Origin of the sequence: Chryseobacterium sp. JK1 (assembly GCF_050632815.1) — a bacterium.
In the GTDB taxonomy this organism is placed as follows: Bacteria; Bacteroidota; Bacteroidia; order Flavobacteriales; family Weeksellaceae; genus Chryseobacterium.
On sequence record NZ_JBODRU010000001.1, the window covers coordinates 2,342,409 to 2,363,575 of the forward strand.

Annotated in this window: 19 protein-coding genes and 3 pseudogenes; 6 read left to right on the forward strand and 16 right to left on the reverse strand. The window is 35.5% G+C overall.

Annotation, left to right across the window (positions count from 1 at the left end):
• Positions 1-10: 10 nt before the first annotated feature.
• The 4 genes from ACQ76T_RS10695 to ACQ76T_RS10710 are packed head-to-tail and all read right to left on the reverse strand — an operon-like array spanning position 11 to position 3,178.
• Positions 11-673, reverse strand: coding sequence for a DNA-3-methyladenine glycosylase family protein (locus tag ACQ76T_RS10695; protein ID WP_431343283.1), 663 nt, complete (start codon positions 671-673; stop codon positions 11-13).
• Positions 674-688: 15 nt separating this feature from the next.
• Positions 689-1,201, reverse strand: coding sequence for a methylated-DNA--[protein]-cysteine S-methyltransferase (locus ACQ76T_RS10700; protein WP_431343284.1), 513 nt, complete (start codon positions 1,199-1,201; stop codon positions 689-691).
• The gene (locus ACQ76T_RS10705; RefSeq protein WP_431343285.1) at positions 1,198-2,613 is read right to left on the reverse strand and encodes an MFS transporter; all 1,416 of its coding nucleotides are present in this window, start codon (positions 2,611-2,613) and stop codon (positions 1,198-1,200) included. The genes ACQ76T_RS10700 and ACQ76T_RS10705 overlap by 4 nt, the downstream gene beginning before the upstream one ends.
• 1 nt (position 2,614) lies before the next feature.
• A complete protein-coding gene (locus ACQ76T_RS10710; protein WP_431343286.1) occupies positions 2,615-3,178 on the reverse strand; it encodes a TetR/AcrR family transcriptional regulator in 564 nt (187 codons plus the stop codon).
• Between the two features lie 195 nt (positions 3,179-3,373).
• Here ACQ76T_RS10710 and ACQ76T_RS10715 point away from each other — a divergent pair, with 195 nt between their 5' ends.
• Positions 3,374-4,162 (forward strand): PhzF family phenazine biosynthesis protein, encoded by a 789-nt coding sequence (locus tag ACQ76T_RS10715; protein ID WP_431343287.1) that lies wholly within the window; start codon positions 3,374-3,376, stop codon positions 4,160-4,162.
• Positions 4,163-4,289: 127 nt separating this feature from the next.
• Here ACQ76T_RS10715 and ACQ76T_RS10720 read toward each other — a convergent pair whose 3' ends face one another.
• A complete protein-coding gene (locus ACQ76T_RS10720; RefSeq protein ID WP_431343288.1) occupies positions 4,290-6,200 on the reverse strand; it encodes an amidohydrolase in 1,911 nt (636 codons plus the stop codon).
• 587 nt (positions 6,201-6,787) lie between these two features.
• Between ACQ76T_RS10720 and ACQ76T_RS10725 the strand changes: the two genes are divergently transcribed.
• From ACQ76T_RS10725 to ACQ76T_RS10740, 4 genes and pseudogenes are all read left to right on the forward strand, one after another.
• Positions 6,788-9,184 carry a hypothetical protein gene (locus tag ACQ76T_RS10725; RefSeq protein WP_431343289.1) on the forward strand — a complete coding sequence of 799 codons (2,397 nt, stop codon included), beginning with the start codon at positions 6,788-6,790 and terminating at the stop codon, positions 9,182-9,184.
• A gap of 1,111 nt (positions 9,185-10,295) precedes the next feature.
• A pseudogene (locus ACQ76T_RS10730) lies at positions 10,296-10,634 on the forward strand (Vgr family protein); the annotation flags it as partial.
• A gap of 54 nt (positions 10,635-10,688) precedes the next feature.
• Positions 10,689-11,021, forward strand: a complete 333-nt coding sequence (locus ACQ76T_RS10735; RefSeq protein ID WP_431343290.1) for a hypothetical protein — start codon at positions 10,689-10,691, stop codon at positions 11,019-11,021.
• A 476-nt stretch (positions 11,022-11,497) separates the two neighbouring features.
• Positions 11,498-11,971, forward strand: coding sequence for a hypothetical protein (locus tag ACQ76T_RS10740; protein WP_431343291.1), 474 nt, complete (start codon positions 11,498-11,500; stop codon positions 11,969-11,971).
• A gap of 69 nt (positions 11,972-12,040) precedes the next feature.
• Here the strand turns inward: ACQ76T_RS10740 and ACQ76T_RS10745 are convergent, their stop codons facing one another.
• The 4 genes from ACQ76T_RS10745 to ACQ76T_RS10760 all read right to left on the reverse strand — a co-directional run bounded on the left by ACQ76T_RS10745 (position 12,041) and on the right by ACQ76T_RS10760 (position 14,949).
• Positions 12,041-12,466: a hypothetical protein gene (locus ACQ76T_RS10745; RefSeq protein WP_431343292.1), complete on the reverse strand. Its 426-nt coding sequence runs from the start codon at positions 12,464-12,466 to the stop codon at positions 12,041-12,043.
• Positions 12,467-12,497: 31 nt separating this feature from the next.
• Positions 12,498-13,253, reverse strand: a complete 756-nt coding sequence (locus tag ACQ76T_RS10750) for a LytR/AlgR family response regulator transcription factor (RefSeq protein WP_431343293.1) — start codon at positions 13,251-13,253, stop codon at positions 12,498-12,500.
• 3 nt (positions 13,254-13,256) lie between these two features.
• The gene (locus ACQ76T_RS10755; protein WP_431343294.1) at positions 13,257-14,303 is read right to left on the reverse strand and encodes a sensor histidine kinase; all 1,047 of its coding nucleotides are present in this window, start codon (positions 14,301-14,303) and stop codon (positions 13,257-13,259) included.
• A gap of 268 nt (positions 14,304-14,571) precedes the next feature.
• Positions 14,572-14,949 (reverse strand): MmcQ/YjbR family DNA-binding protein, encoded by a 378-nt coding sequence (locus tag ACQ76T_RS10760; protein WP_431343295.1) that lies wholly within the window; start codon positions 14,947-14,949, stop codon positions 14,572-14,574.
• A 346-nt stretch (positions 14,950-15,295) separates the two neighbouring features.
• On the opposite strand from ACQ76T_RS10760, the gene ACQ76T_RS10765 reads away from it, so the two are divergent.
• A complete protein-coding gene (locus tag ACQ76T_RS10765) occupies positions 15,296-15,829 on the forward strand; it encodes a GNAT family N-acetyltransferase (protein ID WP_431343296.1) in 534 nt (177 codons plus the stop codon).
• Positions 15,830-16,159: 330 nt separating this feature from the next.
• Here ACQ76T_RS10765 and ACQ76T_RS10770 read toward each other — a convergent pair whose 3' ends face one another.
• The 7 genes and pseudogenes from ACQ76T_RS10770 to ACQ76T_RS10800 all read right to left on the reverse strand — a co-directional run bounded on the left by ACQ76T_RS10770 (position 16,160) and on the right by ACQ76T_RS10800 (position 20,849).
• Complete coding sequence (locus ACQ76T_RS10770; RefSeq protein WP_431343297.1) at positions 16,160-16,516, reverse strand: hypothetical protein; 357 nt, start codon at positions 16,514-16,516, stop codon at positions 16,160-16,162.
• A gap of 650 nt (positions 16,517-17,166) precedes the next feature.
• Positions 17,167-17,342: pseudogene (locus ACQ76T_RS10775) on the reverse strand (RHS repeat-associated core domain-containing protein); the annotation flags it as partial.
• Positions 17,343-17,376: 34 nt separating this feature from the next.
• Positions 17,377-17,736, reverse strand: a complete 360-nt coding sequence (locus tag ACQ76T_RS10780) for a hypothetical protein (RefSeq protein ID WP_431343298.1) — start codon at positions 17,734-17,736, stop codon at positions 17,377-17,379.
• A 673-nt stretch (positions 17,737-18,409) separates the two neighbouring features.
• Positions 18,410-18,770 (reverse strand): annotated as a pseudogene (locus ACQ76T_RS10785) (RHS repeat-associated core domain-containing protein); the annotation flags it as partial.
• A gap of 120 nt (positions 18,771-18,890) precedes the next feature.
• A complete protein-coding gene (locus tag ACQ76T_RS10790; protein ID WP_431343299.1) occupies positions 18,891-19,367 on the reverse strand; it encodes a hypothetical protein in 477 nt (158 codons plus the stop codon).
• An 8-nt stretch (positions 19,368-19,375) separates the two neighbouring features.
• The gene (locus tag ACQ76T_RS10795) at positions 19,376-20,209 is read right to left on the reverse strand and encodes an RHS repeat domain-containing protein (protein WP_431343735.1); all 834 of its coding nucleotides are present in this window, start codon (positions 20,207-20,209) and stop codon (positions 19,376-19,378) included.
• A gap of 208 nt (positions 20,210-20,417) precedes the next feature.
• Positions 20,418-20,849 (reverse strand): hypothetical protein, encoded by a 432-nt coding sequence (locus ACQ76T_RS10800; protein ID WP_431343300.1) that lies wholly within the window; start codon positions 20,847-20,849, stop codon positions 20,418-20,420.
• Between the last annotated feature and the right edge of the window lie 318 nt (positions 20,850-21,167).

Below are 21,167 nucleotides of genomic sequence, written 5' to 3' on the forward strand. Positions count from 1 at the left end.
TGTTTTTTGTTTACTTCGCTTTTGCACTGGAAAGGTAATAATGCCAAAGCATCATCGAAGCTACAGACCTGAAAGGTTTCCATTGCTCACTGATTTCGAGAATTTCCTCTTTGGTGGTTTTGGATTCTAATTGTTTTAAACGTTTCACTGCATTTACCGCTGCCAGATCGCCAATTGGGAAAATATCAGTTCTTTGAAGGGTAAACATCAAATACACATCAACTGTCCAGTTTCCAATTCCTTTCAATGCAACTAAAGATTTTCGAACCTCATCATTAGATAGCTCCGGAAAATTTTCAAGACTCATGTCACCGCTGATAAGAGCATTGGCCAACCCTTTAATATAAATGTTTTTCTGGCGGCTTACGTAGCACTCTCTCATTTCCTCATCATTCAGCTTCAGAATATTTTCAGGTGTGATTTCTTTAAGTTTTTCTTTCAATTTGTTTAAAGTAGCCAACGCCGAAGCCAAGGAAACCTGTTGCTCCAAAATAATATGAACCAGTGTTTCAAAAGTATTCTTTCGCGTCCACATGGGAGGATAGCCATGGTTTTTCAAGATCAAATGTAGATCCGGGTCATTATTCGCCAAATGATCGCATAATTCCTGAAAATTCTCAACATTGAAGGTTTCAATTTCGTCCAGCGCATTACTCGTCATCTCTTTTTTCATCTATGTATTTTTAATTTAAAATAAACTTGGCATCCTGAAACCTTGTTCCAATTCGAGAAGAATCGATTTATTATTCAAACCTCCTGCAAAACCTACCAACTGTCCGGAAGCTCCTACAACCCTGTGGCACGGTACAACAATTGAAATTGGATTTTTGTTTAAAGCACCTCCCACCGCACGAACGGCTTTGATACCTCCCAGAATCTTTGCCAATTCACCATATGTTTTTGTGACTCCATAAGGAATTTTTAATAAAGCTTCCCAAACCCTCATCTGAAATTCGGTACCTTCAAAATCAAAAGGAATTTCAAAAGAAGTCCTTTTATTGTCAAAATATTCATTTAACTGCTGCTCAGTTTGCATTAATATAGGATGATTTTCGTCCTTCACAGGTTCTGAAAGTTTAGTTCTTTTATAATCTTCACCTTCCCAGATAATCGCAACCAGTCCTTTATCGGAAGCTATTGCTCTTATCAGCCCAACCGGCGATGGCACATCTTTATATAGCAGGTGTTTTTGTTCTTTCATATTGTTTTAATCACTTTTTTGGAGGTTTCAGCTTCTGTTTTCATACCGGGAAGTAATTGAAGCATTACTCCTACCATCAGAACGCAGATCAAGAGACAGATCATTCCAAAATGATACGCCGTTTGCCAGCCATTTTTCGAAAAATAAAAAAATATGCCGCCAATAATGCTTACTCCCAATGCAGAAGCCGTTTGCTGAAAAGTAGAATAAATTCCTGCCGCCGCCCCTGCATACTGTGAAGGTACGTTTTTCAGCGCAACATTTAATAATGAAGGAAGCACCAATCCGTTTCCGAATCCCCAAATCCCCATCAATCCAATAATCAGCCAAGTGTTTATTCCCGGTTTCCAAAGCATCATCTGAAGAGAAAATGCTACGAACAAAATGATGACTCCAACCTGTAGTACTCTTTTTCCAAATTTAACAATCAATCTCGAAGCCATTACGGAAGACGTGATAAATAAAATTCCCGGAACAACAAAATACAGCCCTGAATCTAACGCAGAAATTCCCAACCCATTTTGCAGATAAACTGCGCTCAGCAACAGATAAGCAGTATGCAGCATAAAGTGAAACAATACCGCCACCAGACCGATATTAAAATCTTTTATTCTAAATAATCTAACATCAATTAATGGATTTTCATTGCTGGAAAGCTTTATTTTCTGATTATAAATGAAAAACACAAAAAGTAAACCCGATACAATAAGCAACCCGAAACTCCATAATGGCCAACCAGCCTCACGTCCCTGTATTAAAGGGTAAATAAGAGAAAATAACGCTAATGTTAGGATCAGAATTCCTATATAATCAAATTTTGTATTTTGATGTTTTACGGTTTCTGTCACGTATTTATAGGTTGCCCAAAGGGTAATCATTCCGATGGGTAAATTGATAAAGAAAACCAGTCTCCATCCATCAATAAACCAATGTACGTCAGACAAATACCCTCCTAACACCTGCCCGATCACCGCTGCTGTTCCCAGAGTAATCCCATATAAACCAAATGCTTTGGCGCGTTCTTTTGTATCGGTAAACAAAAGCTGAATAAATGCGATCGTCTGCGGAACCATAAATGAAGCGCTTAATCCCTGAAAAATTCTTGTGATATTCAGCTGTAAAGCTGTTTGAGATAAACCGCACAAGCACGAAGCTATGGTAAAGGCAAACATTCCCCAAAAGAAAACTTTTTTTCTTCCAAAATGATCTCCTGCCCTCCCACCGGTGATCAGAAAAGCAGCATATCCCAGAAGATAGCCGGCAATAACAAGCTGTACTTCTCCATCGGTTGCATGCACTCCTTTTTTAATCGTCGGAATAGCTACATTAATGATGAATACATCAATTACAGAGAGCAATGGCGCGGATAAAACAATGATAAGTTCGAGCCATTTATTTTTAATTTCGTTCATTTTAAATCAGTTTTTCAATAATTTTTTTTGCAGATTGAATTTCATCGGCTTTCTTAAACACTGAAGCCGTTACAATAGAGCCTTCTAACATCACATAGATGGTTTCCGACAATTCTTCGTCCGACAATATGTTTTTATGATTACAATTTTCTACCAACATTTTTATAAATGCTTTGCTGTGCATTTTTGTAGTCTGAATCTCCACCAAAAAGCGTGGGTCATCTATTCCTGCTTCATCATTAGCTTTAATAAAAGGACAGCCTCCGAATTGTCTTATTTCCTGTCGTTGTGTATGATGATCAAAAAGAGCTAGGATTTTCCCTTTAGGATCTGAAATTTTGTCGACAGCAGCTTCAAGTCTTAAAAACCAAAGCTGGTGTGTACGCTGAACGTATGCGATCAGAAGATCTGTCTTTGTTTCAAAATGTTTATATAAAGAAGCCTTGGCAATATCAGCTTCCTCAATAATCTGATTGATTCCAGTATTGCTATAACCTTGCGAATAGAATAATTTTTCAGCCGTATCAAGTATTTTATCAACCACGACTTGTCCTCTCTGTTTCATGGGACAAAGCTAAGTAAATAAATAGACAATGTTGTCTATTTATTTGTTCAGGTTTTTCTATCATATGATAAAACCTTGAAATTGAAGCCATTATTCAGATGCTCAAAAAGTCTTGAAGAATTTATATAAAGTGCTCTACACCTCATCTATATTGATAAAACTGTTATCTTTGTGAGAGACCTCAATTTCTCAATTATGAAGTTAGAATTATATCAAATAGATGCGTTTACCGAAGAAATTTTTCATGGAAATCCCGCCTGTGTTGTTCCATTACAAAACTGGTTACCTGATGAAGTTCTTTTAAAAATAGCCCGTGAAAATGCCGTTGCAGAAACCGCTTTTTTTATTGATAATGGCAATACCATTCATCTGAGATGGTTTACCCCCGAGATAGAGATGGATTTATGTGGCCATGCTACCCTGGCTACAGCTCATTGCCTGGCTACTATTCTCAATTATCAGAACGACAGAATTGTTTTCCAAACCAAAAGCGGTGCGCTGACAGTGGATCTGAAAGATGGATCTTATTATATGGATTTCCCTTCAAGAATGCCCGACGTTTCTATTCTTCCTGAAAGTATCGCACAATCTCTCAATATTCAGCCAAAGGAAGTCTTCCAATCAAGAGACTATGTTCTCGTATATGAATCTGAGGAAGACATCAAAAATATAAAAATTGAAAGATCTCTGTTTGACCTTATCAATCTGGATCCGGGAGGTGTAGTGGTAACTGCAGCAGGCACGGATTGCGATTTTGTTTCAAGATACTTTACACCACAGTCTTCAATTCTTGAAGATCCTGTAACCGGCTCTGCACATTGTTCTCTGATTCCTTTCTGGGCATCAAGATTAGGGAAAGATAAGCTTTTCGCCCGCCAGTTATCAGAAAGAGGCGGTAAGCTCTATTGTGAAAACAAAAGGGAAAGAGTTATTGTAGCAGGTAAAGCAAGAACCTATTCTGTGGGACATTTCTGGATTAAATAATAGTATAGATAACTTTTGATTATACGAATCCCCTCTGCCATATCTAAAAAATATAAAATCAGAGTAGAAAACGACCTACTCTGATTTTTATCTGATAAAAGAATCTTTTAATTTTTTTAGAAATTCTTTACGGGTTTTCTGAAAGTGTTACTCCTTTTCCGATCTCAGCTTTTTCGTCATTTGCTTTCTCATACACAGATACACCGCCTACCCAGGTTTCCAATACAGGAATGTCTCTCATTTTCATATATTGGGATGTCTGGGTCTTCATGGAAAGAGGATCCTGCTCCAATATAACGAAATCAGCAAAATGACCTTTCTTTAAAGAACCTACCCATTTGTCTGCATAACATTGCCATGCAGCATCATAGGTAACGGCAACCAGCGCCTGTTCAGGAGTTAGACACTCTTTACTGTTTAAAACTTCAATAACTGATGTATTCTTTTCCATGATTCTGGTAATAGATTGTTCCATCATTCTCAAAGGCCCCAATGGGCTTACTTCATTATCGCTGTGAAGGGAAATTCTCATCCCGGCTGCAAGTGTTGAGCCACAAAGGTCGAGCATTTGAGCCTTTTCTCCGAATATCACTTTCTTAAAAGCATAGCCCCAGTATCCCACGTGTCCGATAAGGAAACTTGGCGAAACACCCATTTGAAGCATATTGGTAATTTGATCGGCCGTCAGAAGTGAACAGTGTTCTATACGGTTACGAAGTTCAGGACCTCTGTATTGGGCAAGAGTTCGCTGATAGGCATTGATGGCAAATGTTACTGCCTGATCCCCATTGGCATGTACCATTAGTGGCCAACCTTTAACCGCTACCACCGTATTAATTAAGGTATTGTAACTTGGCGGGATTGTATGGGCAGGAATACCCGTCTGTGGAAAATTAAATACCCCTGTATTATTCACCGGGTCACAAAGATAGGGCGCACTCTGATAGCCTGTAAGTCCCTGATTTGAACCATCTGAAACCACCTTAATATGTCCATAATATACAGGTTTATATTGACCAGGTTCTTTATAAGGATCGAGGTTATCTACTTCTTGCTGTCCCGAACAAAGAAGTGCTCCCCCTGTTCTTACCCTTTCTTGGTGCGTATCAAAATAGGCTTTTAACAGTATTCTTGAACCTTTATTCAGTCCCGCATCATACATAAAGGTAACTCCTCTTTTATTGGCTGTCTGAAAAAGATCTGTAAGATAACTGTTAATCTGTAAGCTCATCGCTATGATCTGCAGTTTTACGACCTTCAATGCAGGGGTCATCTGTAAACCTTCCTGCAGCTGACCTTTGGTTTTCTTTATATAATCTTCAGCGGAAGAATAATTACTTTTCACTTCAGGGCTGTGGTTATATACATATGTTAATGCTTTGGTATTGAGATAAAGCGTATGCATAGAAGCACTTAACAGCATTATGGGCACATCCGCATTAATGTCATCGAGCACTGTATTGTTGATGGTTATGAGTTCATTTTTGTTATTTAAAACTTCAAATGGCATTAATGAGGGATCCAATCCTCTTCCTAAGATAAAATAACCCGGAATTTCAGGAATATGTTCGTTTATTTTTGATCCAACAAAAGACAGATCATATACCGGTCGTAAATTCTGTCCATCGAAAGGGCTCACATCCAGCCAGCCCTGCATCATTGCTGTAGGAACCATATGAACATGAGGCTCAATAAGACCGGGAAGCAACGCCTGTCGACTGGCCAGTTCTTTGGTTTCATATCCCGGATAATATTTGTCCATATGATCTTTTACATCACTTTTCTTACCGGTTATCACAATATTTCCTTCCGATATTCCAATGGCTTCAACCGTATCGGTTGATCCGTTAATCATAGGTCTTATAATTCCTCCGGTGATCATGAGTGTCTGCGGTTTTTCGTGAGATGGTTTTCCGGAACCAGGATTTATTTTCGTCAGATTCTCTGCACTGAAGATTTCTTCTTTTAAAATTTCTAAAACTGGGTTGTTGCAAGAGCAATGGGTGCAGCCATGCGTGTGGTCATGTAAATTTTCCATAAAATTGATTGGGTTTGATTGTATATGTATGTTCAGTTAACTGATATCAGTTTTTAGTGAAAAATTGATTTTTTGCATAGGAAGATAAAACCTGTCCTTAGATGAGGCGTATTATTCAATCAGAAAGTAAAAAAAAATTATTTTCAGGATATTATGTTGAAATAAATATCAGAATGCGAATAAATTTCATTTGTTTTCATGTTTTAGTTTATTTTATAAATTTAAGAAAAATATTCTTTCAATCCATTTTTTATCACTAAATGTTGATTAATTTCTTCTATCTAAATTTTTAATTTACAACTCATTCCAGATTAACTCACTATTTTAACCAGTACTTTTTCAACACGTCAAAAGGTACTCTTTCCTAGGATCCTTATCATAAAATAAAGCTCATATTTTCACAGAAACGATTGACAAAATCATTACCAAAATTGCTTCAAAAGATGACAACAAAGCAGTCTTATCTTTTGATATTCACCAAAACACCGAATTATATTTAGAAAACAATATAAATAAGAAGGTAATATCAATTTTTGAAGTGATTTAATGTTTAATTTAGCATAGAATTAAAATGCGCTGAGATTTCTATGAAAAATATATTCTGTGTATTGCTTCTTTCCATGGTACAGCCTATAATGGCACAAACCAAACTGGATAAAGCTCTTACCAATCTTGAGAATAATTACGATCAGGAAAAAGTTTACTTGCTTACCGACAAATCACAATATGCCGCAGGGGATAAAATCTGGTTCAAAAGTTTCGTATTTGATGGCTACAACCGCTCTCCTCTTTCCACAACTCTATTTGTAGAGCTGTATAGTTCTGATAAAAAATTAATAGACTGGAAAACAGTACTTTTAACCAATGGTGAGGGCAGCGGAGATTTTCAGCTGAAAGAAGACCTTCCGGAACAGGTTTATTTTGTAAGGGCGTATACCCCTTATATGACCAACTTCAGTGAAGATTTTCAGATTGTTAAAACACTTCCTGTTTACAACCCCAACTCCACAGAATCATTAGCCGTCTCTAAAAGCTCCGACTGGTCTGCCAAAGCTTTTCCCGAAGGAGGAAGTTTCATTAATGGAATTCCTACAAAGTTTGCCGTAAGAGTATCTACAACAACTTCTTTCCCGGAAAACTGGACCGGAAAAGTAATAGATGTCCAAAATCCTAATACTCCTATCACCACATTCAAATCTTTTGATAAAAATGTGGCATCTTTCACCATGACTCCTGCAGCCGGAAAAAAATACCAGGCTATCATTCAGGATAATACCGGAAAAAAACAGACAATAGATCTGCCACAGGCTGCCGATAGCGGGCTTCATGTAGAAGTGCAGAGTTCTAAAGAAGGAATTAAATATACCTTAAAAGGAGTCAATCTAAAGCAGCAGCCTCAGGATTATAAAATCGTAGGGACCATCAACAATCATCTTGCCTATAGAGCCAATATCAAGCAGTTGACGAATGAGATTTCAAGTCTTATTCCTGTCAAAGTAAGCAATGGTGCGAACGCTATTTTACAATTAGCCATTTTTGATGAGAATGACAATCTGGTTGCCCAAAGACTTTGCTTTATAAAACCTGGTAATTTGAAAATTGAAAAACCAGATATTGTCGCACAAAACCTGAAACCAACTCCAAGATCTTTCAACAGTATTGATCTTTCTCCGGAGTCTTATTTCAAAAACTACACAGTTCTCGTAAGTGAAGATAACGGCAACAACACTCCGGAAGAGGAAAATCTTTTGAGCGGCCTATGGTTGACAGGAGATTTTACCGATAAAATAGACAGCCCTGCCCAGTATTTCTCGAAGACCGCCAATACTGAAGCTCTGGATGCTCTGCTTATTTCTGAAAAATGGAAAAGATTCGACTGGAATTCTGTTCTTACAGGAGCTACACCGTCTATTAAAAGCAATTCTTCAAAGTACCTTTCTTACAGGGTAAAACCTATTAAGAATAATGCGCTGATGATTAACTCTAATGTCATTTTAGCTGTCAGAATGGGTAAGAATGAGCCAAGCATCACTCCCTTTAAAACAGATCAGAATGGGTATATTTATTTAAATGAAATTAATAATGAGGAGCCTTTGAGTGTTTCATTATATGCCAATTCAGAAAACAATAAAGAATCAAGCACGGATAATTTATTTGTTACAGCAGAACCACTAGTTAATCCTACAGAGTTTAAAGGAAGTTTCCCCGGTACAAAATATACACTGGTAAAAGCTGCCGGAAATAAAACCCTTCCCCCAAGCATTTCCAGAGCAATCAACACTCAAAAGAACAATAAAAAAATAGAGAATGCCGATATAGAAATTGAACAGGTAAAACTGGTAGGAAAAAAGAAAGATCCCAAGGAGGAACTGGACAAACAGCTATCTACCGGAATGTTCAGCTCTATGAATTCTACGGTATTTGATTTCGTGAATGAGGATCAGCATGCCACAGGATCCACTAATATATTAGACTGGCTGCAGGGAAGAGCTGCCGGTTTAACGTTTCAGAGAAACAATTCCGGAGTCAATGTGCCTTACATTCGTGGTCAGCAGGCTAAGCTATATTTAGATGAGGTACTCGCCGATGCTTCCATGATTGCCAACCTTCCTGTAACCAATATCGCTATGGTAAAAATTATTAAAAACTCAGGGTTGCTAGGTGATGCAGTAGCCATATACACCATGAGAGGCGATATGAAGACTAAAAGTAATACAAAGGAAACACCACAAAATAACAACTCGGCCATCATAAAAGGATATGATAAACCTTCGGAATTCCTTGTGGAAATGTTGGATGAGAATGTTAAAATTGATAACGACAGCCGCGAAACGCTATACTGGAATCCTAATTTGTTTGACAGCGATTATGTTCCACCGAGAATTAAGTTCTTCAATAATGACAGCGCAAAACAATATAAAGTGCTGATCATCAGTTTTGACGATGATGACAACATTCTTTATGATCAGCAAATCTTCAAGTAACCAGAAGATATTAAAATACAAAAAAAGGGGAGCAGAAAGTAATGGAAGCTCTCCTTTTTCTTTTCACCCTTGACAAGGGTTCTCACTCATCATTACCACACTTAGAAAAAATCAATGAAATTGATTCTCTCTTTACTCCTTTACAATAAACAGCCTTACGTGTAAATCTTTGCGTTAAAAAAACATTCTCTATTATGAATCAAAGTGACCTTTTAATATCCTATCTTTCTTTCCTTTAAACGCAAAGATAAAATTCAATCTATCATTGATAAGGAGCTAAGATGGCGGCAATGCCGCTGATGAAGCTATATGCTTATTCCCACGCTCAGAAAAATCAATGAAATTGATTCTCTCTTTACTCCTTTACAACAAACAACCATACCTGTAAATCTTTGCGTTTAAAAAGATCCATCATTTATTATGAGTAAAGCATATATCAACAACGACCAATGTTTTATTTTCTTTAAACGCAAAGAAAAAATTCAATCTATCATTGATAAGGTGCTAAGGTGGCGGCAATACTGCTGATGAAGCTATGTCATTATTCTCACGCTTAGAAAAAATCAATGAAATTGATTCACTCTTTGCTCCTTTACAATAAACAGCCTTACGTGTAAATCTTTGCGTTAAAAAAACATTCTCTATTATGAATCAAAGTAACCTTTTAATAAACGCAAAGATAAAATTCAATCTATAGTTAAGATGGCGGCAATGCTGCTGATGAAGCTATGTCATTATTCTCACGCTTAGAAAAAATCAATGAAATTGATTTCCTCTTTGCTCCTTCACAATAAACAACCTTACCTGTAAATCTTTGCGTTAAAAAAACATTCTCTATTATGAATCAAAGTGACCTTTTACAATCCTATCTTTGTTTCCTTTAAACGCAAAGATAAAATTCAATCTACAATTTAATAAAAAATGGCTTACATCTATGCAAGTTGGACAAGTTATAAAAGGTCTTCAACGACTTTCTTGCTCTCTGGAGGTTCTTTCAAACTGCCTAAAACCATTGGAGTAAGTGAGTATCAACAGCTATAGAAATAGCTCTAAAGGCTCCCTAACCACCTCCAGGGACTTACTTAACCCCCTAGAGGGTCTTTTAAACGGCCACTTTAAACACTTTCGTTTACGACAGAGTGCAAGAAAGCACCATGATTTTGAACTGGTATTGGCTCACGACTCTTTGGGTGAGGTACAAAACCACAACCTTGCACAGGCCCAAAAGTTCCTGGGAAAAAGAATCACCATTACTTTTAAATATAAAGATGCTGAAAGTGAAAGTCCTGAAAGAACCTTTATAGGTCTTATTACGCAGGTAGCTTTCAGCCAGGAAAAAATGAGCCTGGGGAATATTGTCTTAAAAGGAAAAAGTCCCACAATTCTGATGGATTCAGCTCCCCATACCCAAAGTTTTGGAGGAAGCCAAACGATAAAAAGATTAGTAATATAACGGAATGAAAAAATATATTTAATTTCAACAAAGGACAGCAAACCTTTTGATATGAAGAGGATATATATTCATCATGAAGGAGAGATGGGGCTTGCCAACTATACTCTATTTAATATCGATACCAATCACATCCTCTCGATACGGGATTATGAATTTTCTGAGAATCCTTTTATGATAAAACCTTTGCGAAAATATCAGCTTCTTCCTTCCGGATGGTTTTCCCGATATTACGACAACGATGGACCTTATAAAAATAATGAAGAACAGGGAATGGTAAAAAATCATCGCAGAGAAGGGAAATGGATAGAACTTAAACCGAACAGATTTATAGATTCAAAAGAATATCCTGACTTTACCGACACGTATACGTACCTGGAAGCATGAATACAAAGAGGGTGTACCCGTTGGAAGCTGGAACCGCTATAAATTACTGCAAAAATACAATGAAAAAACTGGTGAACCCATCTTTAAAACAAGGAAGAAAGGAAAACTGATTTATACGGAAATATATAAGGATGGGATGTTGGATAAACGGGTGTTTCATTAAGGTGATAATATCCTCTACCCTTTTAATGTAAAAAAACTGAGCTCTTTATGAGTTAACCTCATCGGAACCACTCCGGACCTATATATAACCCCTCCGTCGGGGTCCCCCAACCCCAAATTAGGAGTCCTGAACCTATCCGCAGAAGTTCAGGACCTTAAAGAAGCAGTTCGGAACCTCAAAATAGGGTTACAAGCCCCCAACCGATATATCCGGAACCACAAAGGATGAATAAATAAGGGAAAATTTTCAAAAAAAAAACAGGATCTTTCAAAAGAAACTCCCAAATATTCCGTTTAATTCTTAAATTTGGCTAATGCGAAATAACCTTTATCTCATCATTCTATTATGTTCTCTTACCAGCTGCTATACTTATCAGGTAAAGAAGCAACAGGACCCGGCAACCGATAACAAACAGGACCCTAAAAAGAATACTGCTCTTGCCAATCCCGCTTCTCCGCAAATGAAAAGCGCTCCGACGGGATCTCAAAATCTGAGCCTACAGCCACAGCCAGCCGCTCCTGTCAATATTCAGGATAAGCTTGCATCGGGTAAAAATGTTAAGATTGAAGTAGATGGACACAGTTATAAAGTAATTGTTGACAAATGGCAGGGAGACAGCCTTGTTGCACATCCCGTTCGCAATGCCAAAAAAGTTCTGAAATTCCACAAGAACCAGATCAATGCAGAAAAAATTGCAGAAAAGCGTTTTTCACAACCTATAGCTGATATTCTTACCGTTACAGCTTACGCTGCCATTGGTGTCGGGATATGGTTTCTTGTACGCTAGTTTTTGAATCTCTTCTCACATTAAAAAAAAACAGCACTATAGAGAAATAGTGCTGCCTGGGGGAATGAATTAATCTTTATACTTGATAAAAACGGCTTCAATCTTTTTTACTTTCACATCCATAGTGGACGAACTTGCGCTGAATGTATTGGAGCTTTTGTTGCCATTGTTCAGAGAGCCAAAATCATTTTTCTGGCTTCCGGTAACTTCCTCTACCAATTTCACGATGACACCATCTGCCCCTTTGGACTTTCCTAGTTTAATGACCTGGTCCTGTGTTTTCTGTAAAGATTTGAATCCCTGGTTAACACTGGATTTCCCCATAACCTCATAAGGTCTTTTTATATTTTCGGCTTCCAGATACATGTCTACTTTTTCTGTGGGAGTATAGCTTTTCCCAAGATAAGCCTGGCCTTTAACTTTCGATACCCATACCGAAACTGACAGGATAAATAAGGGCATAGCAATCCCCTTAATGAAATTAATTGTTTTCATTCTCATTGATTTTTTGTTATTTTTTTATTGATTAATTTTCCGGAACCGAAGGATCTGTGCTGTTTTTATTAGATACTACTTTCCCAGACATGGCTTTCATAAAACTTTCACGATACGTCTGCCCAATCGGAATTATATCTTCCGTATATTCCAGATAAACCGTATTCCCCTGAATCATCGTAATAAAAGGGACCGCGATAATAAAAGACTTGTGTATTCTTATAAACCGGACGCTGGATAGTTTCTCTTCCAGACTTCCGATATTGAGCAAGGTGGTAATCTTCTCTCCTTCTTTTGTATGAAAAGTGACGTATTTGCTTTTGCTTTCTATATAGACGATATCGTTCATCCTTACTTTCACCATCTTTCCTTTATATTCTGTTTTGATGAGCATAAAGTCGCTCTCTTCTGAATGGTTACCCGGCCTGGATTGCTGTATATTTTCCTGAGCGCGCTGTGCTGCCTGAAAAAACCTTGGAAAGAAAATAGGTTTCAACAGATAATCTACTACATTATGTTCAAACCCTTCAATAGCATATTCTCTAAATGCAGTGGTGAGGATAACCTTGCTTTTGCCTTTCAACAGAGGAAGAAATTCAATCCCTGACATCCCTGGCATCTGGATATCAAGAAAAATAAGATCTATCTGTTCTGTGTTCATCAGCTGAAGGGCTTCCATGGGATTACCGGCAGTTCCCACTAATTTTAGAAAGGGTGTCTGCTGAATATGCAATGTCAACAGTTCTATGGCATGAGCTTCATCATCTACAACAATACATGTAATCATAGCTTAAAGGTTTATCGTTATTTCATTGGAATAAAACTGTTCGTCTTCTTTTATGGTGAAAGAATGCCTGGAGCCATACATCAGGTCCAACCGTTTTTTTACGTTGCTGAGCCCAATGCCTTTTGAAGGTTCTTTAATTCCTTTTTTCTTTTTGTTCTGTAGTAAGAAATGAACCTGGCTTTCTGTAACCTTGAGTTCGATGTTCAGCTTATTCTGCGCGTCTGTTAAATCACCGTGCTTAAAAGCGTTCTCTATTAAAGTAACAAAAACAAGAATCGGTACCTGAACTTCTTTAAACCCGATCTCTTCATGATACTGAATCGCCAATTGATGATTGAACCTAATTTGGTTCATGGCTATTACTTTCTGCATTTGAGCCACTTCAGACATCAGCGGAACGGTTCCCAATTCTCCCCAGTCTTCCAATGCATAACTCATAATCTCTGACAGGAGCTGTACAGCCTCGGCAGCCTCAGGCTGGGTTCTGTAGGTTTTGGTATATATAAAGCTCAATGAATTGAAAAGAAAATGCGGATTGATCTGATATTTCACAGCGGCCAATTCGGCTTTCAGTTTCTGTTTTTCGAGTTCTGCTTTCCGTTGGCTCATTTCATTGGAGATCATAAGAACGGCGGCAAAGATAGATACCAATAGAATCAACACATCCAGCATAATAATCGACAAAACAAAGGTACGAACCGTAGTATGATGCTGATCTAAAACGATGGGTGTGTCTATATGGAATGCCCAGATGTATTCATAAAGGGTAAGTACAATAAAAAACAGAGCGGTTTGCCATCCTAATTTTTTCCAATCTTTCCTTTCTAATGAAGGAATAATGATCCTGAAAATTAACAGATAATACACCACAGTTCCTTTAAGAATAGAATGTGCGAAGTTCCAAAAAATGTTTTTCCCTCCAAACTGTTCCAAGGTGAGTGTACGTCCCTGCAAAGCAACCAGAAACAGAAAAGCAATCATCGACCAGCAGGTATATAACACCCCGATCATCAGTATTTTTTTCCAGTTTTGCTTTATAAAGAGTTTCATTGTATTTTGTCCTAGATTTGTAAAAAGATAGGTAAAGTATCTTTTATAGTTTTCTAATTTGCTGCTGCAAAGGTAGTCCGTTCATGATTCTATATAAAATAAAATACGCAAACAGTCGTATTGTAGCCATCAACAATAATATTGTGAATACAACTTAATTTTTATGATTAAAAAACACTATAAATATCGATATCAATACTGCTTTTGACTTCGTATATAGCCTGTTTTCTAAGTCTGTTTATGACTTTTGTGGTCTAATAAAATGGTGTTATGTATTGATCTCCCCATTTTTCAGTGCCTGATATTCTGCCTGTTGTTTTTGGGGTAATTTAGCCAATACTTCATCTACAGAATGCAGGATGAACTTTTTAACCAACTCATCACTCACATCACCGTTCAATTGTATACTGTTCCAGTATTTTTTATTGAAATGCCATGCGGGAGAAACAGCACTATATTTCTCACGAAGTTCTATAGCATAATCGGGATCACATTTTACAAAGATACTCAAATCGGGATCACCCAACGGAATCACGGTAAACCATTTATCATACACACGAAACATCAGATACTCGTCTTTAAAGGGCATATCCTCGGTGGCTAAAGGGATAGACAGGCAAAATTCACGAAGTTCTTCTATATTCATAAGCTGTATTTTGGATTCAAAAAGATAATCAACAATCTGGATCTTTAAAAGCAAAGATAAAATGGAAAAATGACATTCATTATATTCAGTGAAGGATTCACTTTAAAATTCAGCCAATGAATGAGCTCTCCATAAAAAAACCTCCTGGATAGAAGGAGGAAATTGTTTTTTTAGAATTATGAATGTTAAGGATTCTCAAATATAGGTTTCGCATGTAGAGATGAATATGACTGGGGTCATACTACAGAAAACGATAATTGCAGATATAAAATATGATATAAACCCTTATTGGAACTGAGTTTTTTTATCAAATTATTCTATTTTTGTTTAAAATTATAGTCAAATCATGCAACTCTATACAGAAAGATTACTCTTACGCGATATTACCCCTGATGACCAACAGGCTCTTTTTGATTATCGTTCCGATGCGGAAGCGAACAAATTCCAAAGCTGGATTCCTGAGAGTCTGGAAGATGTGGAAAGCTTTATTAACAGAAATGCTAAAGAATTCAATCAACCGGAAAGTTGGTATCAGCTTTTAATTACGGATAAAGAGACAAAAGCCGTCATTGGTGATGTTGGAATTCATTTTTTCGGAAGCGAAAATTTACAGGTAGAATTGGGCATTACGTTAAACCAATCGTTTCAAGGAAAAGGGTATGCTTCGGAAACACTAAAAGGGATCATCACTTTTCTTTTTAATGATCTGCACAAACACAGAATTATGGCTTCCATCGATCCCGACAATGCTGCTTCCATGCAACTCATGGAAAGAATTGGTTTAAGAAAAGAAGGACATTTCGTGAAAAGCCTTTTCTGGAAAAACAATTGGGTAGATGATGTTATTTATGCTGTTCTAAGGGAAGAGTGGACTGGGTAAGATTTTATTGTTCAATTTTAGAGAAATTTATCTGTTTTTGGGAAAGGCTTTTTTATGTTTTTTAGGATGAAGACTGACCAGTCCTGAAATAGGGTAAACTTCATTGATGATAAAAAAATAAAATCATTGTTAACATCAATATTTCCTTTATGTTGTTCAAATATCTCTATTGTTTTATTTAAGTAATTTTCTACTTCATCTCGCTTTAATATACTTTGAGATTTACAATTAAACAATAAAAATATACATACTTTATACAAAAAAATAACCCATCGCAGTAGCGATGGGTTATTTTTTATTCACGAATTATAAATTTGCGAAAGTAGGAATTTAACCTTCTGATTTATAGTAACTTATTATTTTGCCAGTATTTTTATTAATATTGATATAAATTTTACAATATCTACAATTATAACTTTTTATAACAATGTGCCATACTTTATTATCTGTAATCAAGCTAATTTGATATGGTTTAGATTTTTCAGGATCTAATAACTCTCTCTTTCTTATAAGAATATCAACATATTTAATTGCAGTTTCTTCATCAGGTATAATGTCTGTACCAAAACGATTTGCAAGTTTACATGGTAATTGATCTATTCTTCTATTTTTATCTTTGCATTTCCCTTCTTGTGCCATAAGAGACAATGGTAGGAAATATAAAATTATTAAAACGATTCTCAACATTGTTAGTATCTTTTAGGTTGTTCAGTGTCAAATCCTTTAGGTGGTACATTAGGCATATTTGTAGGCGAAACATTATTTAGTCTTAAAGATCCGGAAGCGGGGTCAGAAGGTAAATCTCTAGTAACAGGAAGATTGTAATTTTTTACGGGCATTCCTGCGGCATCTGTTTTTGTAGAATTGGAATTATTACTAACTCCTGGTGTATATTCTCTTACCCCCCCATCTGGTGTTGCAACATAACCTGTTATGGGTTTCCCATAAGCATTCTCTTCTTTTTTGCCATTACTATCATATAGGGTATTTTTATATGATGCAACATCTCTATTTGAAAACTCGTTTGCACTACTATAATCTTTTCCATCCATTTTTATAACATCCGTGTCTCCACTATGTGTATGGCCATCACCTACAATTTCAGCATCTTTTACTGCTTTCGCAACATCATTTGGGTCTATTTCCCCTGACGTTCCGCTAGCTCCAGTTCGAGGAACTGTATAACTATAATAGGTTTCTCCGTTCGTATCAGTTGCTTTATAAAAAGTAGTACGAACATCAACATTATAATTGATTAATAACTCATTATATTGTTTTCCAAAATCAATAGCAGCCGATCTTAAACTTTTAAATCTATCTCCTGGATCTAAAGCTTGCCTCCCATCCGGATCAATAAATCTGATAGGATTATTATAAGCATAAATATACGTTGACCAACGTCTAGACGTTTCCGCTAACGGATCTACCACGCCCCATCTTCAAATATCCGGCACATCCTTGCGCCATAATCATACATCCCCGTTTCCTGCAACTCCTTGCCGTTGTATTTATAATTTATTCTTATCTACAGACATAAGTAGGAAGATTTATTTTATTATACAAATATTTTGATTTTTTTCTAAAGTATAATAATGATTATATTTAATTATAATTGAGTCATTTAAAATGTATTCATTGGGAGATTCAAGACCATTTTGTATTAAATCACTAACAGGAATTATTTTTAAAGAATAGTTTTTCCCTAATTTAATTTTTTTGCAATTATTAGATGTGTTTTCTTTAAATACTTCTATAATATCATTATTATCTGCTATTAATATATTAACCTCTTTATTTTCTTTAAAAGAGATTATCTTCCTTGTTATATGAATAGGTTTTGAACTAATAATTACATTGTTTGTTTGACAACTGTAAATGACAAAAAAAAGCAAAACTATATTTTTCATAGGACTATTTTTTTAATCTTTTATCATCTGAATAAACTTTATATAAAGGCTGTGTCTGAATTTTTCCGTTAGCATCTTTTTTTCCAGCAAAACCTTCGTAATATTTTCTGCTTGTTGTTCCAACAGTCTCAAATCTTGTTCTAGCTGATATCACTAAATTATCATACGGCATTATGCTTCTTGTTTGATCATGAAATTTATCAAATATTGGACTAGGATTTAATGCTGTTTTTATCGGAACGTCTATTTTTGTATTTAAAGACTCTTGGGTAATAAGTACATTTTCGACAACTTCATGTGTTATTCCTGTTCCTTTTTGAGTTCCGGTAAAACTTTCTGCATTTCCTAATACATCAGGATTTGTATATTGAGTTCCTGTACTAATTCCCGTGGCTGAATCATAATTGGCACCACCAAAAGATCCTCCGGGCATTAAACCTCCACTTGGTGTTATATTGTTACTTTCAGCATAAATTCTGGAATCAATACTGCTATTTTTTATGCCATCATATAGAACTTTATCAGTTGCGGAAAGTTTATTATACCCACTTTTACTTAACTTTGCAGTATCTAATTTTCCATTTGAATCCTTTGTCATAGCAAGACTACTATTTGCATTTAATTGCTCAAGTGCTTTATCTGCTAAATTTCCTAAAAGATGAATGTCCTTATTTTCCATTCCATCCGGATCAATAAACCTAATAGGGTTATTAAATGCATAAGCGTAGGTAGACCAACGTCTTGAAGTCTCCGCAAGCGGATCAATTACACCCCATCTTCCTATATCCGGCATATAGAATCTCGCTCCGTAATCATACATACCCGTTTCAGTCTGAAGCTCCTTGCCGTTGTACTTATATTGATACGCCGGATTTCCCACTAAAGGTGTACCCTTCATGCTTCAGTCCAAATGGATAGTAATTGTTTTCTTCCAGAACTTCTATGCTGCTTCCATTATGGAAATAGCTCAATCTCACATTTCCTAAGTGATCAGTGTAATGGTAAATATACTTATTGTTTTTAAAATAAATATATAGCTTTTCATCTACAAAACAGAACGCTTTTACAACAAGAAACCACCGCAATTGCAATGGTTTTTTTTATTATTAGCTCAAAGTTACAAACTTTGCGCAGCGGGATTGTTAATAGATTTATTACTGACTGAAAGTTGGCAGACTTTGAGTAACAAAGATTTTTTTGCATTGAATATATTCTTGTACATTTGATAATAAGTCTGTTTTATTATAAATTTGTAATTCTATTGAGTATTCATTAGTTAATAAATTACCCTTGCCAATTAAATTTCTTTTTTTAATATACTTTCCTACAATTATACTTTTGGGAATAGATACAATGTTTGAATATATATAAAATAGATTTTCATTTTTTATTATAAGACTATACAAATCTCCATTTCTAATTATTTTAGATACTATGCCATTAGATACTGAAAAAACACTAGGTTTTTTAGATTTTATAAAAAGTGAATTGCTCGGATTATAATAAGGTTTAGAAAAAGTAGAATCTATTACTGTATAACAAAGACAGTCCTTCATTGGTTGTTGTTTCTTTTGTGAATTAAATAAACCTATTAATAAAAAGAAAAAGCAGATAAATAGTTTTAATTGCATAGTTGTATTTAATTTATGGATTCTGTATACATTTTTTTTGCCTCATTTTTAGCATCTATTTCGTTTTGCCTTTCATTATATGGTATACTCTTTTGATTTTCCATATATTTCCCTGTATCAGGATTTTTTATTTTTTCTGTAAAATCCATAGAATTTTGAATAGAATGTACAGCTTCTTCACCACCTGTTTTTATATCACCTAAGGTATTTCCTTTTTCCCCATCTACAAGTAATCCCATATTATTTGCAGTATTAATCTGGTTCTCGCCTAAGACAATATGAGTTTCATTCCAATCAAATGTTTTATCATATTCTCCAGTATTTTCATTAAACTGCCCCATAGTATTCATTGATTCAGAAGAAATATTTCCTGTACGTTTCATTTCATCGTACATTTTCCCCGTCATTGTTTCGCCATTAATATTTGATTTTGAAAGATAGTTTGATTCTATTTTCGTACTACTGTTAATACCGCCATTTACATAGTGAATATATATAGTTCTTTCTGAATCAACCATTTTTTGCCAAATTTGTCTTCCAGTTTCAGTCTTTGATAGAGCACTTTGTAATCTTTTTGCATCTGCACTTTCTGGATTTCCAATCTTTAAAGGAGTTCTTCCATCCGGATCAATAAATCTCAACGGATTATTAAATGCATAATTATAAGGACTATGTCTCCTCATTTTCTCCGCAAGCGGATCTACAACTCCCCATCTTCCAATATCACTCATATACATCCTCGCTCCGTAATCATACATTCCTGTCTCTCCTTGCCGTTGTACTTGTAGTTCATTTATCCACCTAAAACCCCTTTCAATCCTTCGATATGGTTCGTTCCAAATGCATAATAATTGTTGGTGTCTGTTATTTCAATAACGCCATTACTAGCTTACCCGGGCATTTCCAAGGTGATTTTTGTATTGATAAATATAACTATTTACGATCTAAAAAAACAGAGCAGAAAAAACTTCCCGCTCTGATTCAAATAAATTAAGCTACAGAGCCTCTAGTTTAAAAAACTCAAAATCAGAAAACTTTGCACGAAGCAGATTACCATAACTGATTATTTACATCTTTTAAAACAAACTGTTCTTGTTTACAGTCATAATTAAAGACATAAATACTTTTATTCAAAAAGCTAATTCTTTTTTTCTTATAGAATTCTTTCATAATAATGATACGTATATCATTATTATAAATAATAAAAGGTGAAATATTAAAAACTACAAATCCTTTTTTTGATTTTTTCCTAATTTCATCATTAGACAGAAAATGAATATTCTTTCCATTAATAATAGTATCATTAATTTTTAGGAATCCATTTTGTTCTAAAAAAACATTAAATTCCTTTTTTTCATTTCCATTCTTTTCCTCATTAATAACTTTTTCTTTGATACAGGCTATAATGATGTCATTCCCAGCCTCACTCTGACAAAATGCATAAGTGCCTAGAAATAAAAATACAATTAAAAAAAACTTCATATTATTTGCCAAAATTTTTAAATGGAATGATTGCTACCACTCCTGTATTATTATAAATATATACTTCTTTAGAGCGCATCCCAAATTCATATTTTATACCATTTCCTGCATTAGAAACATCATAAGCTGATGGTAATTGATTAAATCCGCCTCTAATTAATTGATTACCATTCTGTATTGAAATTTGACCACTTTGATGACTATGAAAATCTGCAGGAGAATTTAAACTTCCGTGTTGAGATGCATTAGAAGGTAAAACCATAGGGCCTGATTCTACAGGGCTAATACCACCATTTGGACTAATAGTTCCTCCATGCT

What these genes read in the sequence shown, in the direction of transcription:
- ACQ76T_RS10725 (WP_431343289.1), top strand. Translation starts at nt 6,788, where the DNA reads ATGAAAAATATATTCTGTGTATTGCTTCTTTCCATGGTACAGCCTATA.
- ACQ76T_RS10710 (WP_431343286.1), bottom strand. Translation starts at nt 3,178, where the DNA reads ATGAAACAGAGAGGACAAGTCGTGGTTGATAAAATACTTGATACGGCT.
- ACQ76T_RS10790 (WP_431343299.1), bottom strand. Translation starts at nt 19,367, where the DNA reads ATGCAATTAAAACTATTTATCTGCTTTTTCTTTTTATTAATAGGTTTA.
- ACQ76T_RS10695 (WP_431343283.1), bottom strand. Translation starts at nt 673, where the DNA reads ATGAAAAAAGAGATGACGAGTAATGCGCTGGACGAAATTGAAACCTTC.
- ACQ76T_RS10745 (WP_431343292.1), bottom strand. Translation starts at nt 12,466, where the DNA reads ATGAAAACAATTAATTTCATTAAGGGGATTGCTATGCCCTTATTTATC.
- ACQ76T_RS10715 (WP_431343287.1), top strand. Translation starts at nt 3,374, where the DNA reads ATGAAGTTAGAATTATATCAAATAGATGCGTTTACCGAAGAAATTTTT.
- ACQ76T_RS10755 (WP_431343294.1), bottom strand. Translation starts at nt 14,303, where the DNA reads ATGAAACTCTTTATAAAGCAAAACTGGAAAAAAATACTGATGATCGGG.
- ACQ76T_RS10700 (WP_431343284.1), bottom strand. Translation starts at nt 1,201, where the DNA reads ATGAAAGAACAAAAACACCTGCTATATAAAGATGTGCCATCGCCGGTT.
- ACQ76T_RS10780 (WP_431343298.1), bottom strand. Translation starts at nt 17,736, where the DNA reads ATGAAAAATATAGTTTTGCTTTTTTTTGTCATTTACAGTTGTCAAACA.
- ACQ76T_RS10750 (WP_431343293.1), bottom strand. Translation starts at nt 13,253, where the DNA reads ATGATTACATGTATTGTTGTAGATGATGAAGCTCATGCCATAGAACTG.
- ACQ76T_RS10765 (WP_431343296.1), top strand. Translation starts at nt 15,296, where the DNA reads ATGCAACTCTATACAGAAAGATTACTCTTACGCGATATTACCCCTGAT.
- ACQ76T_RS10760 (WP_431343295.1), bottom strand. Translation starts at nt 14,949, where the DNA reads ATGAATATAGAAGAACTTCGTGAATTTTGCCTGTCTATCCCTTTAGCC.
- ACQ76T_RS10740 (WP_431343291.1), top strand. Translation starts at nt 11,498, where the DNA reads ATGCGAAATAACCTTTATCTCATCATTCTATTATGTTCTCTTACCAGC.
- ACQ76T_RS10705 (WP_431343285.1), bottom strand. Translation starts at nt 2,613, where the DNA reads ATGAACGAAATTAAAAATAAATGGCTCGAACTTATCATTGTTTTATCC.
- ACQ76T_RS10720 (WP_431343288.1), bottom strand. Translation starts at nt 6,200, where the DNA reads ATGGAAAATTTACATGACCACACGCATGGCTGCACCCATTGCTCTTGC.
- ACQ76T_RS10735 (WP_431343290.1), top strand. Translation starts at nt 10,689, where the DNA reads ATGAAGAGGATATATATTCATCATGAAGGAGAGATGGGGCTTGCCAAC.
- ACQ76T_RS10800 (WP_431343300.1), bottom strand. Translation starts at nt 20,849, where the DNA reads ATGAAGTTTTTTTTAATTGTATTTTTATTTCTAGGCACTTATGCATTT.
- ACQ76T_RS10770 (WP_431343297.1), bottom strand. Translation starts at nt 16,516, where the DNA reads ATGTTGAGAATCGTTTTAATAATTTTATATTTCCTACCATTGTCTCTT.